Annotated in this window: 10 protein-coding genes; 5 read left to right on the forward strand and 5 right to left on the reverse strand. The window is 38.2% G+C overall.

The window, feature by feature from the left end; translation table 11 throughout:
• The 4 genes from bamJ to E2R67_RS03160 all read right to left on the reverse strand — a co-directional run bounded on the left by bamJ (position 1) and on the right by E2R67_RS03160 (position 5,777).
• Positions 1-474: a BamJ family beta-barrel-assembly machinery protein gene (gene bamJ / locus E2R67_RS03145; RefSeq protein ID WP_134289484.1), complete on the reverse strand. Its 474-nt coding sequence runs from the start codon at positions 472-474 to the stop codon at positions 1-3.
• Positions 475-640: 166 nt separating this feature from the next.
• Positions 641-3,733 carry a multidrug efflux RND transporter permease subunit gene (locus E2R67_RS03150; protein WP_134289485.1) on the reverse strand — a complete coding sequence of 1,031 codons (3,093 nt, stop codon included), beginning with the start codon at positions 3,731-3,733 and terminating at the stop codon, positions 641-643.
• Entirely contained in the window at positions 3,733-4,881 is a 1,149-nt protein-coding gene (locus tag E2R67_RS03155) for an efflux RND transporter periplasmic adaptor subunit (RefSeq protein WP_445177026.1), read from the reverse strand. Before E2R67_RS03155 ends, E2R67_RS03150 begins: the two co-directional genes overlap by 1 nt.
• Positions 4,882-5,096: 215 nt before the next feature.
• Entirely contained in the window at positions 5,097-5,777 is a 681-nt protein-coding gene (locus tag E2R67_RS03160) for a nitroreductase family protein (RefSeq protein WP_445177027.1), read from the reverse strand.
• 172 nt (positions 5,778-5,949) lie between these two features.
• Here E2R67_RS03160 and E2R67_RS03165 point away from each other — a divergent pair, with 172 nt between their 5' ends.
• The 5 genes from E2R67_RS03165 (at position 5,950) to purB (ending at position 12,070) form a co-directional block, all read left to right on the forward strand.
• Positions 5,950-6,246: a hypothetical protein gene (locus tag E2R67_RS03165; RefSeq protein WP_134289487.1), complete on the forward strand. Its 297-nt coding sequence runs from the start codon at positions 5,950-5,952 to the stop codon at positions 6,244-6,246.
• A gap of 227 nt (positions 6,247-6,473) precedes the next feature.
• Positions 6,474-8,597: a methyl-accepting chemotaxis protein gene (locus tag E2R67_RS03170; RefSeq protein WP_134289488.1), complete on the forward strand. Its 2,124-nt coding sequence runs from the start codon at positions 6,474-6,476 to the stop codon at positions 8,595-8,597.
• Between the two features lie 224 nt (positions 8,598-8,821).
• A complete protein-coding gene (gene mnmA / locus E2R67_RS03175; protein ID WP_134289489.1) occupies positions 8,822-9,925 on the forward strand; it encodes a tRNA 2-thiouridine(34) synthase MnmA in 1,104 nt (367 codons plus the stop codon).
• Positions 9,926-10,017: 92 nt separating this feature from the next.
• Positions 10,018-10,647: a high frequency lysogenization protein HflD gene (gene hflD / locus E2R67_RS03180; protein ID WP_134289490.1), complete on the forward strand. Its 630-nt coding sequence runs from the start codon at positions 10,018-10,020 to the stop codon at positions 10,645-10,647.
• 52 nt (positions 10,648-10,699) lie between these two features.
• Positions 10,700-12,070 (forward strand): adenylosuccinate lyase, encoded by a 1,371-nt coding sequence (gene purB, locus E2R67_RS03185; RefSeq protein WP_134289491.1) that lies wholly within the window; start codon positions 10,700-10,702, stop codon positions 12,068-12,070.
• A 104-nt stretch (positions 12,071-12,174) separates the two neighbouring features.
• On the opposite strand, the gene E2R67_RS03190 is transcribed toward purB, so the two are convergent.
• Positions 12,175-14,094 (reverse strand): hypothetical protein, encoded by a 1,920-nt coding sequence (locus E2R67_RS03190; protein ID WP_208379447.1) that lies wholly within the window; start codon positions 14,092-14,094, stop codon positions 12,175-12,177.
• Positions 14,095-14,194 lie beyond the last annotated feature (100 nt).

The following is a 14,194-nucleotide window of genomic DNA, read 5'->3' on the forward strand; positions in this document are numbered from 1 at the left end:
TTAGTTATTAATTTTTATTAATTCCACTTCAAAAATCAATAATGAGCCAGCAGGTATTTTACCTACACCTCGATTTCCATAAGCAAGTTTACTTGGGATGTAAAAACGGAATTTATCACCTTCAACCATCAACTGAAGACCTTCTGTCCATCCTGGAATGACCTGCTTTAATCCAAAAGAAATTGTTTTATTGCGATCCACAGAGCTATCAAAGACAGTGCCGTCCATTAAAGTTCCATGATAATGAACTTCAACATTACTTTCAGCCGTAGGGTGAACTGTGCCTTCACCTTTTTCTAATACGATATATTGCATACCAGAATCAGTGCTGATAACACCTTCTTGGGTTGCATTTGCAGTTAAATACACCTCTCCTAACTGAATGTTTTCAGAAGCATTTTTACCTGAGTTCATGCGTTGAAAAATAAAAAATGCAAGTATTAGAATTAATACTATTAAAATGAATTTGAGCATATTGTTACCTGTTTATGATATGAATAAAATTAACTTTTCCGCTGTAATTTAACATTAAATAGTGATTCTCACTAAATGAATTAATCTAATTTCAGGAAAATAATAAAACTCATGTATAAAAAAAGCGAAGTCTTTCAACTTCGCTTTTTACAGATAAAGATTACATTTACTTACTTAAACGTAATTCTTCATTTAATAATTTTTCTACATGGCCCGGTGAATGTGTATTACCTGAAATTAAGCGATACATTGCAGGGATAACAAATAAAGTGACCACTGTCGCAAAGGCCATCCCGAAGAAGATAACCGTCCCTACTGCAATACGACTTTCCGATCCCGCGCCCGTTGAAGTAATTAATGGAATGGCTCCCGCTAAGGTTGTAAATGCAGTCATTAAAATAGGACGTAAACGACGCACAGAAGCATCAAGGATCGCCGTTTCTAATTCAAGCCCACGATCTCGCAGTTGGTTCGCAAATTCAACAATCAAGATACCATTTTTAGTTACCATACCTATCAACATGATCATGCCGATTTGACTGTAAATATTTAAACCTTGAGTCATTATAACCATACCAATGAATCCACCTAGCACCCCCATTGGAACAGTAAACATAACCACTAGTGGGTTAATAAAACTTTCAAATTGAGCTGCTAAAACTAAATAAGCCACCAGCAACGCTAAACCAAATACAATTAACACGCTACTGCGGTTTTCTTTATATTGCTTAGATTCACCGCTATAGGAAATATTAATATCCACTGGTAATAACTCTATTGCTTTAGCATCTAAGTAATCTAATACTTCACCTATCGACTTACCTTCTGCAGCTTCGCCTCCAAGAGTAATAGACTTCTGTTTGTTATAACGAGAGAGTCGATTGGCTGAAGCAATTTCTTCAATATCAGCAATGGTATCTAATGTGATTAGTTCGCCGTCATCGGTACGCATATAAATCTGGCTTAAATCACTAACATTATTGAAACTATCTTCATCACCACGTAGATAAACATCATATTCTTCACCACGCTCGACATAGGTAGTCTCGCTAGTTCCGCCAAGCATGATCTCTAATGTTTCAGACACTTCTTTAAGGCTCACACCTAACTCTGCAGCGCGTTGTTTATCTAAGTTAACCACTAACTCTGGTGTCTTTTCTGAATAATCCAAATCGCCATTTACTAACATGCCGTCGGCTTCAGCGTGTTGTTTTAATAAATTTGCATATTCTTCTAGTTCCGAATAATCCGAACCACCTAATACGAATCCAATTTGGTCACCAGACCCACCTCTAAATCCTGGTAATAAAGGTCTAACTCGTACATCAGGTAAACCTTGTAATGCTTTTCGCACTATACCCAGCGCTTCACTCGCGGGAACGGTTCTATCATTCCAATCCTCTAACACCATGATAACAAAACCAGTTTGGTCACCAGCATTACCACCAAAGGCAGGAGCTTCAGTACTAAAAGATTTAATCACACCTTTACCAAGTAATGGCATAAGGCGCTCTTGAACTAAATCCATATTAGTTGTCATGCGGTTATAACTTGTTGCTTCAGCGCCTCTTACAAAAGCAAAAATAACACCACGATCCTCTTTAGGTGCTAATTGCGAAGGTACTTGTTGCATTAAGAAATAACTGCCACCAATACAAGAAAGGATAATCAATGGCGCTGCTAAACGTGCTTTTAAAGCATGAACTAAACCAGCACGATAAACATTTTCTATGCGATGGAATTGTTTATCAATCCAAAGATTAAAACGATTTTTTTGCTGTTTTTCAGAAAGCATTTTGCTTGCAAGCACAGGTGTCAGCGTTAATGCGATGAAGGATGAGAAAATAACCGACATAGATAAGAGCACTGAGAATTCAGTAAATAATAATCCAACCATGCCATCCATAAAGGAAATAGGTAAGAAAACCATGACCAATACTAACGTGGTTGCAATAACAGCAAACCCAACTTCGCGAGTCCCCTTATAAGCTGCCATTAATGGCTTTTCACCTTTTTCAAGATGGTGGAATATATTTTCAACCACAACAATCGCATCATCAACAACCAGTCCGATAGACAGAATAAGGGCCATTAAGGTGATCAGGTTGATGGAGAAACCAAAGTAAGATGCCGCAATAAAAGAAGAGATTAGTGAAACAGGTACTGTTATCGCTGGAATAATCGTTGCTCGAGCTTGCCCAATGAAGATATAAAGCACAAGCACAACTAATCCCCCCGTTAATAACAAGGTACTGTAAACTTCTTCAATAGAACGTTCGATGAAAATAGTTGAGTCGTAATTCACCTGCAATTGCGTATTTTCAGGCAGAAACTGTTGAATATTATCAACTTCTTTACGCACCGCAGCAGCAACCTCTAATGGGTTCGCATCAGACTGAGCCACAATACCTAAACTTAAGTTAACAATTCCGTTATTTTTAAAGGATGAACTTTCATTTTCTGCACCAATATAAACCTGTGCAACATCTTTTAAATAAATAGGATCGCCATTATTCGCGGTACGTACTACTAAATAATCAAAATCTTCTGGCTCTGCATATAAACGAGCGGTTCTCACTGACATCACTGTGGTGTCGTTACGTACTTCACCGCCGGGGCTTTCAACATTTTCAGTTTGTAAGGCGCTAACAATATCGCTAGTCGTCACTGAACGCCCTGCCATCAATTCAGGGAATAACTTAACGTACATGACTTTATATAAACCACCCGATAAATTAACCGAGCTCACTCCACTTATTAAACTGAAACGATCAACTAATGAACGCTGTGCATAATCAGTTAGCTGTGTTCTGTCCATGGTGGTGGAATTAAGATTAATATATATGGAAGGTTCACCCGAACCATTGTTTTTAGAAACTATAGGTTCATTAGCTTCATCAGGTAAGGCACGTTCGGCTCTTGCTACGGCGTCACGAATATCACTCACACCTTCAGTTAAATCCCAGCCGAGATCGAAAGTAACTGTGATACGAGAACGACCATTTCGCGTTACTGATTTAACTTCATCAATGCCACTGATTCCTGTCACTTGCTGCTCAATAACAGCAGTCACTTGGCTTTCCATGATAGTTGCGCTTGCACCAGTATAAGTTGTGGTAATAGAGACAACAGGATTTTCAACGTCTGGCATTTCTCGTACAGATAACTGAGTAAATGAAACAATACCAAAAACACATAACAACAGGCTTAACACTATGGCCATGACTGGCCTTTTTACCGAAGTATCAGATAACCACATTATTTAGCATCCTTCTCAGTAGAAGCCGTTGCTTGAGTTAAGTCTGTCACATTTAAACCATCACGCATATTGACTAACCCTTGCACAACAATTCGCTCACCTAACTCTAAACCCGATTCAATTAACACTTGGTCACCAATACGTGCGCCTAATACAACTTGTCTGCGCTCGACTGTGTATGCTTTAGTATTCGCTCCGCCCTTCTGACCTGCGCGGCCTTTTTGAGCAGGCTTAGCTGTTTCTGCTGAATCTGCTTTTTTCTCTTTCGGCGCTTTAGCGGCTTCTTTAAGTACATACACAAAGCGTTTAGTCCCTGAGTATTCTAGCGCTTGAACTGGAATAATAGGTGCGTCTATCGCATCAAAAACCAAAGTCGATGACAACATCATGCCCGGTTTTAATTGCTCATTGTTATTATTAAATAATAATCGTACACGTAGGTTTAAGGTATCTGAGTTAACACGAGAATCCACTGCTTTAACATATCCAGTAAAAGTTGTGTTTTTCCATGCTCGACTTACAGCAGACACATCCATTCCTACATTTAACATAGAGAGGTAACGCTCAGGAACAGGTAAGTCCAATGTCATTTCAGCAAGGTTATCTAATGTTAATAAAGTTTCACCTACAGAAACCAACTTACCTTCACTAAAATCGATTAAACCAATCGTACCCGAAAAAGGAGCCATGATACTGTGATTATCCACCAGCACTTGAGCTGCTAACAAACGTGCATTGGCAATTTCTACCGTAGCCAATTGCGCATTATATTCAGTTTGTGTAATGGCCTGCTTTTTGATTAGTAACTGATATTCTTTTAGCTTTCTTTTTTCATCGATTAAATAAGCATTGGCTTCAGCTAAGAGAGCATTTGCTTTTGACGCATCTAATTCAATTAATAATTGCCCCTTTTTAACTTTCTGATTAGCTTCCACATTAATTTTGATCACCTTTGCAGAAACTTCTGAAGCAATACTCACGAACTGTTTAGATTGTAGCTTCCCAATAAGAGACAAAGACTGAGAGACTTGGTGAATGGCAACCTCTTCAGTATGCACAGGAGTAGGCGGAGCGGTACGGGCTAACGTATTAGAACTAAACCAAACCAACATTAAACTAATAATAACAGCATTCAATTTATTCATTATTTTTATTCTCATAGAAAAGCCTGTTTCACAGTAAAACAGATAGTTATATCAAGGTATAATTGTCATCATAAAGCAAAAATAACTAAACAATGTGAAGAAAATATGGAGATTTCGTTTTTCACTTGAAATTGAAGATTATTGTGACGCAGGTATCTTTAAGTAGAATTGTAAAAGTAGGCTCAAAAAAACAAGCCTACAAAAAGACTTTTAAATGACTAAATAACCATTAATACTTTGTCCATTGCTAAACGAGATTTAGGTAATTTTGCATTATAATCTTCAGATTGATCATGGTAACCAATGGCTAAAGCCACTTCACATTCATACCCACCTAATTCTTTAGCAAATATTTCACTTACGAGTTCACTATCAACACCTTCCATAGGAGTAGAGTCAATTTTTAAGCGCGCTAAAGTATGCATTGCATTACCTAATGCGATATAAACCTGCGGCTTGGTCCAATTCGCGTTGTTGCCATTTGAATCTGTATTCATATCTGCAAAAGCATAAGAGCCAAAAGCTGTTTCCTTTTTTTCTGCCGGTAAGCGTTTATCAACAATATGTTGGTCGACTACCTTTTCATAATCTGCACGTGTATAAGCAGGATTATGTGCAAATAAAATAATATGAGAACAAGCGAAAATATGTGGTTGATTAAATTGATGCTTATTCGCGAAAGAATCAAACATTCTTTGTTTTGCAGCATCACTTTCAATAACGATGAACTTCCAAGGTTGCGAATTAATAGAAGAAGGAGAAAGACGCAAAGCTTGATACAAAACAGCTAAGTCTTGTTCTGACACTTTTTTACTTGGATCATATTTCTTAGAAGTATAACGCGTTGTTAAATCACTAATAATTGCTTCATGCACTTTACTTTTTTGTTCATCGTTCATCATCGTACCTACCATTAATAAAGTCATTCATTGCTTAATGTCATATTTAAATGACACCGACAAAGAAGTTGTTTTCATTTTATTTTTATTCTCTTCCTCTTTTGGCGAATAAGGACATAAAAACATTTTTGCTGTAAAGTCTTCATCATATTCCTAAAAGGAGCAAGATTAAATGCCAGAAGGTATTAATAATATACAAGAATCACTAGAGCAAATAACACAATCACTTAATGCAATGCATCTTTCACAATTAACAGCTTACGCATATGGTTTGCCTCCTCTATTTTTTTGCAGCCAATATTATGAATTAGATGATGAATCGATCATCGAACAATGTAAGCAGCGATTAGTTAAATTAATAAGCAGTGACGAAACCACAGTATTACAGATAAGTAAATTATTAGCAGATAAAGAGTACTTTGATGCAGAAGAAGCTCGATTGAGAGTTGCTCCGACCCCAAGCGAATAAATTAGCTATTATCCGGGTTGTATTTAAAGTAAATACAATCCCTCTTTTATTAAAATCCCCCTTCAAATAAATAACCAAATACTTACATAAACACCATCCTAAAAAACAAAAAAGCAAATAATAATCAATAAAAGCAAAATAATACCTCTTAATTTCAATCTGGTGCTTACATTTTGTTACATTCATGTATAGGGTTTAGCCAGTTTTTATTATATGAGGAATAAAATATGAACCTGTCAGCTAAAGAGCGACATTGGTTACCAGTATTTGGTGCAACAGGAAAGATTGCACAAAGAAGAGCTTGTTGGTTAAACCGAGGACGTAAAAAGGTATTAGAGCAAACCTTTAATAGTACCGCTGAAACACGGGTACATATTTTAAAATCTTGGGTAAATACCCAATGGAATTTTCTTAATGATGCTTCATTATATCTTGCCACTAAATCACAAGATGAATGGAAAACCTATCTTCAAAGTTTATTGGCACGAGGCAATGACTTCTCCGAATTATTTATATTAACCACCGATGGCACACTTGCCGCATCTAGTTTACATTCTTCATCTCCACGTACTATCAACACAGAGATTCTTAATAAAGGCTTACAGTCTCCCTTTTTACATGGCCCTTATATTGATCCATTAACTGAAAGTATCGGACCATCAAGTTCAAAATTTCATGATGCGGTTACATTAATGTTCTATCAGCCACTAGTTGTCGATGATCAAGTCATTGGCTGCCTATGCGCTCGTGTACCTAACGATGTAATGGGCGATCTTATTCAACGTGAAGCAGGCCACATTTATGGCGAGTCCGGTGATAATTACATTTTCATGGTGAAATCAAACCAAGATCCTTCCATTATCGCAGGTACCGCTTTATCACGTTCTCGCTTTGAAGATAACGCATTTTCCCATGGAGAAAACCTAAAATCAGGTGTACATACTGATTGGGGAACCGTGAAAATTAAAGCACATACAGAATTTGAAATTCGCTTTACCGATCCAGCCACCAACGAATTGCATCCAGGTGTTAGAGAAACCATTAAAAACGGCGACAACTTATATGTTGATTACCCGGGTTATTCCGATTATCGACATATTCCAGTAATAGGAAAAGGAATAACCTTCCAATTACAAGGGTCTCCCGATGTATGGGGAATGATGTGTGAAGCAGATTTAGAAGAAGTATATCGACACCGCTCATTGACCTATACCTTAGGTAAAAAGCTATCTTTAGCTGTTTTACTTACTTTTACAGTAGCTTCATTATTAACTCATTACTTAGCACTTTCTTATTTACAAAGCACTGTCACCTTAGGTATTTCTTTGTTTATTGCCATGATGTGTTTTTGTATTTGTGCAGTCAGACCCGTTACTGAACGCTTAAGAGAAATGAATGCGGTTGTACAAATGCTAGCGGAAGGAGATGCTAATCTAAATCAACGTTTTGATACCTCTAAGTTCAGCGCCGATGAATGTGGTGATATGGGACGTTGGATCAACAGCTTTATCGATCGTTTGGATAACATGTTAGGGGAAATGATCCACGCCTCTAGCGAGGTAAGAGAAGTAAGCGAATCAATGCATCGTCGCTGTATTAGCGTTGATAATTCTACTCAAATCACAACCAAATCTATTGAGACTATGTTGACTCTATCTGGCAGTCAGCAAGATGAAATTGGGCATGCGACGCATTCAGCACAATTGATGAATGAATTGATGATTGATGTGTTCGCTAAAACACAGGAAGAATATAAACAAGCCCTTGAAAATACAAATAAAATTAAAGAGATTGTTTTAGCTTCTTCTAAAAGCGTTCATGATGTGAATGATCAAATGAAAGAAATTGGCGCAATAGTAGGTTTGATCACCGACATTACAGACCAAACTAACCTACTTGCATTAAATGCAGCGATTGAAGCAGCAAGAGCCGGTGAACATGGCCGAGGTTTTTCTGTGGTAGCAGATGAAGTGCGTAACCTTGCCACTAAAACCTCTGAAGCAGCCAACCATATTGGCAATATCATGTCTAAACTCAGTAAAGAATCTGAGATGGCAGTGAAATATATGGAGCAAGGGGTTACTAACGTAGACCAAAGCAATTTAGCAATGGATTCAGGCGATAGAAACTTAAGCTTAAAAACAGCTGTTGAAGATATGTTTAATACCATGAACCAAATCGCAAGTAACAGTGAGTTACATGGTGAAACAGCAAAAGAAGCACAACACACGACAGTAGAAATGGAGGTTTCGTCGCAGCAATTAATACGTCAAACTACCTTAATGAAAAACTCTATTGCACGTCTAAATCAATTAGCAGAACGTTTTGAAGTAACCAAACGCTCAGCCTAAATGGTTTAATCAAAACGGGTAGTTACCATTACTACCCGTTTATTTCTTGAGCTTTTAAATGACAAATAATAACCTCGCTTAACGTCATATCTGATGCACCAATTCCCTTATAAAATAAACACAATAAATAATAATCCTCATTTGTTAAACAGATGTCACATTATTAGTTTAATTGGCCATGAATTCTGCTAAAATCTGGCGCTGAATTCGTTGGAGAATAATTTATGAAAGACAATAGCCAAACTAAAGTGATCGTCGGTATTTCCGGCGGCGTTGATTCCTCTGTATCTGCTTATTTATTGCAGCAGCAAGGTTATCAAGTAGAAGGCTTATTCATGAAAAACTGGGAAGAAGACGATACTGATGAGTATTGCTCTGCCGCTCAGGATCTTCAAGATGCACAAGCAGTTTGTGACAAGTTAGGTATCAAGCTACATACCATCAACTTCGCAGCAGAATATTGGGATAACGTATTCGAACACTTTTTAGAAGAATACAAAGCAGGCCGCACGCCAAACCCAGATATTATGTGTAATAAAGAAATTAAATTTAAAGCCTTCCTAGAATTTGCGGCTGAAGACTTAGGCGCAGATTTTATTGCAACAGGCCATTACTGTCGTCGTCGAGATGTCGATGGTAAAGCACAACTTCTACGCGGACTCGATACCAATAAAGATCAAAGCTACTTCCTTTACGCAGTAGGTGGAGAGCAAATTGCACAAACACTCTTCCCTGTTGGCGAATTAGAAAAACCTGAAGTACGCCGTATTGCTGAAGAGCAAGATCTCGTCACTCATAACAAAAAAGACAGTACTGGTATCTGTTTTATTGGTGAACGCAAATTTACTGATTTTCTACAAACCTATCTACCTGCTCAGCCAGGTGATATTGTCACACCCGATAATGAAGTGATTGGTCAACATCAAGGTTTGATGTACCACACATTAGGTCAACGTAAAGGTTTAGGGATTGGTGGTTTACAAAACTCCAATGAAAATCCTTGGTACGTTGTGGGTAAAGACATGGAAAATAACAGATTATTGGTGGCACAAGGTGCTGACCACCCTGCTCTATTTTCTTATGGTTTAATCGCAAAACAATGTGATTGGGTAGATAGAACGCCTAAAACAGAAAACTTCAAATGTACTGTTAAAACACGTTATCGCCAAACTGATATTCCATGTACAGTCAATCCGATTGATGACGATACCTTGGAGGTTATTTTTGACCAACCACAGGCAGCCGTTACACCGGGGCAGTCAGCCGTATTCTATCTAGACGAAGTTTGTTTAGGTGGTGCGATCATTGAACAGCATTTACAAAAATGATTAATTAAAACAACTAAAAATAACAACAAGAGTTAGTTCGTAGATAAACATCAATATTGATCAACATTTATTAAATAAGAAGTGGTTTCATTATGTCATACCATAATCTAGAATCTCGCAGCATCGCTTTTGCTGCTATGTGCCAAGCAGCTTACTTAGTTGATAAGATTGCAAGCAAAGGTATTTGTCCAGATGCAGTCGCATTTAACGCTTCATTACATTCAATCATGCGTACAGATGCTTCATCACCATTAGAAATATTTGGTGGGCACGAATCATTAAAACTAGGCTACCAAACCGTGATTACGCAGTTAGACAATGAAAATGGTAGTCGTAATCTTCAGGTGACTAAATACGTAGCAGGGCTACTGGCATTAGAGCGCAAATTATCAGCGAACTCAGGCACATTAAACTTACTAGGTGAGCGCATCAATCAAGTCAATCGTCAATTAGCCACTTTTGAAATTGATGACAATAGCGTACTAAGTAATCTAGATTCAATTTATCGCGATCTAATCAGTAACCTAGGTCCAAAAATTCAAGTAAATGGTAACCCAACCTATTTACAGCAAGAGCATACACAACATAAGATCCGCGCACTATTATTAGCAGGCGTGCGTGCTGCCGTATTATGGCGACAAGTGGGTGGTAAACGCCGTCAACTATTCTTATCGCGTAAAGCGATTGTGCATCAAATAAAATTAAACTTACATCGAACTTAATCCGTTTTTTCAGATGGGAAAACAACTCACTATTTACATTTAGGAGCAACAAATGGAACTTTCAGGACTAACAGCTGTATCACCAGTTGATGGCCGTTACGGTAGCAAAACTGCAATTTTACGCGATATATTCAGTGAATTTGGTTTAATCAAATTCCGCGTACAAGTTGAAGTGCGTTGGTTACAAAAACTAGCACAAACAGATGGTATCGCAGAAGTTCCAGCTTTCTCTGCTGAAGCAAATGCTCACTTAGATGCAATTGTTGCAAACTTCAATGAAGCAGACGCACAACGCGTTAAAGACATCGAAGCAACAACCAATCACGATGTAAAAGCAGTTGAATACTTTTTAAAAGAAAAAGTCGCAGATGTAGCAGAATTAGACGCAGTTTCTGAATTTATTCACTTTGCTTGTACTTCAGAAGACATCAATAACTTATCTCACGCGTTAATGTTAGCGACCGCTAAAAACCAAGTTATCTTGCCTTACTGCAACCGTATCGTTGATGCAATTAAAGAAAAAGCAATTGAATACAAAGCAATGCCAATGATGTCTCGTACACATGGTCAACCAGCTTCTCCAACAACATTAGGTAAAGAGTTTGCAAACGTGGTTGCTCGTCTACAGCGCCAAGTTAAGCAAATTGAAGCGACAGAGCAACTAGGTAAAACTAACGGTGCTGTTGGTAACTACAATGCTCACCTTAGCGCTTACCCAGAAGTTAACTGGCAAGGTTTTGCTGAAGAGTTCGTGACTAGCTTAGGCGTAACCTTCAACCCGTTCACAACACAAATCGAACCACATGATTACATTGCAGAATTATTTGATGCGATCGCACGTTTCAATACCATCTTGTTAGATTTTGACCGTGACGTGTGGGGTTACATCTGCCTTGGTCACTTCAAACAGAAAACAATTGCGGGCGAAATTGGCTCTTCAACCATGCCACACAAAGTAAACCCAATTGATTTTGAAAACTCTGAAGGTAACTTAGGTCTAGCAAATGCTATCTTCGATCACCTAGCAGCGAAACTACCAGTTTCTCGCTGGCAGCGTGACTTAACAGACTCAACGGTATTACGTAACTTAGGTGTTGCTATCGGTTATTCTGTTATCGCTTATGAAGCAAGCTTAAAAGGTATTAGCAAGCTTGAAGCAAACGAAGCTAACATGTTGAAAGATTTAGATGCAAACTGGGAAGTGCTAGCAGAGCCAATCCAAACGGTAATGCGTCGTTACGCTATCGAAAAACCATACGAGAAACTAAAAGAGTTAACACGTGGTAAACGTGTAGATGGCCCAGGAATGGCTGAATTCATCGATACACTAGAATTACCAGAAGCAGTGAAAACAGAGCTTAAAGCAATGACACCTGCTTCATACATTGGTCAAGCGGTTGAATTAGTAGAAAAAATGGCTTAAAGCCGATTAATTAGCTTCAAAAAATAAAAAGGCCAATCAATTAACATTGATTGGCCTTAAACAAAGATTGCAATATGGATATGCTTTATTAAATAAGTATTTTACTAATAAACATAAACCGCGCCAGAGGTATAAGCTGTATCATCGCCTCCCTCTTCAGTTTGTTTATTTTCAGTTCCATCTGTAATAATGCCGGTTTGACTACTGTCTTCCAATCTGGCACCAACGGCTAACGTAGTTCCATCATTACTTAACGCTAACCCATCCCCAAAGTCATCACCTGCTCCGGTATTAGACGCCTTTATATAAGCACTTTGAACCCAAACACCATTATTATTAGTAAATAGATATACGGCTCCAGAATCAGTGGCAGTATCAATGTCACCGCCAGTGGCTGTGCTTTCAGAACCATCAATAATAATACCCGTTGCACTATTATCTTCTCGGTAAGCACCAACCACTAATGTATTCCCATCTCCACTTAAAGCAATACTACGACCAAAATAGTCTAAACTTTCTGTATTAGATGCCTTTATATAAGCACTTTGAGTCCAACCAACACTACTATTAGTAAATAAGTATACGGCACCTGAATCATTCTCTTTGCTTATATCCCCAGTACTTTCTGAATTATCTGTAAAAATACCGGTTGCACTGTTATCTTCTTTGGAAGCACTAACAGCTAACGTATTTCCATCATGACTTAAGCTAAGATTACTACCAAAAGAATCATTATTGCTCTTATTTGACGCTTCAAGGTAAGTAGTTTGCGACCAAATATCACTGCTAGCATTAAATATGTAGACTTGTTCGTCTGCAGTGCCTACCGCTAGAGTATCACCATTAAAGCTCAAAGCTGCAGCAAAGCCAAAGCCTGCCACAGTGGTTTCAGGCGCTTTAATGTAAGCCGTCTGTACCCAAGAGCCATCTGCATTTTTACTATATGAATACACTGCACCAGATGCACTTGCAGTACCAATCTCTTGTGTTGTCTCTGAGCCATCGGTTATAACGCCAGTCAACCCATTATTGTCACCTGACGCTGTTACAACAAGCGTATTCCCATCACCACTTAAAGCAACTTTACCACCAAAGTACTCACTTTCACCTGGAATAGATGCTTTAATATAAGCACTTTGTGTCCAAGCACCATCATTGTAATTAAATACATACGCGGCACCGGACTCATTAAGCGTAGAGGTATTCGTAATCTCAGAAGAGTCCATAAACACTCCTGCGGCATCATTGCTCTCACCATAAGCGCCAACAACAAGTGTCGTACCATCATCACTTAAGGCAAGATCAGAACCAAAACCACTATAAGAGCTTGGGTTGGATGCTTTAACATAAGCCGTCTGTACCCACTTACCACTGTCATTACTGAATATATATACGGCACCAGACTCATCAATCGTACCAGCATCAGACACTTCAGATCCGTCAGTTATCACTCCCGAGGCAGAGTTGCTTTCACCATATGCACCGACAGCCAATGTATGACCATCACCACTAAGCGCAACACCATTTTCACCAAAATAGTCACCTTCACCTGCATTAGAGGCTTTGAAATAACCAATCATTTTAGTAATTTCGTCTGTACTTACATTTGCTTCAGAGGAAGCTTCAAACTCGCTGCCCGACGACGCTAAAATAAAATAATCCGTTGACATGGCATTCACTAAACTAGGTATCGCGACTGTTGCTGTTAATTCATCTGTCACAGAGCCTAGTGAATTACAATTATTAACTTGTGATACGTCTTTTTCACATATTGTATAAGTGGTGGTTTGATTATTATTTGTGGTTGCAGTTTCCCATGAGAAACTCATTGTTTTAATATCAGTAGCAGAAGATTCAATACTATTTAGATTGAATGTGGTTAAAATAACCGGACTACTCTCTGAGGCGTTATCAGAATTACTACTTTTTTTACTATCACTACAAGCAGATAAGAGAATAGTCAAAATGACGACAGTAAACATACGTAAATGACAACGAAGTAAGTTTAATATAAAGAGGGTCATACGAAAATTCCTTGAATTAATAGGTAACCACAGGAGTGAGAGTACTGTGTTATAAATAGCAAATGAGATTTAGTACTATGTTGTTTAGGATGTGCCGCTC

This window comes from Psychromonas algicola (genome assembly GCF_004378355.1).
Classification (GTDB): domain Bacteria; phylum Pseudomonadota; class Gammaproteobacteria; order Enterobacterales; family Psychromonadaceae; genus Psychromonas.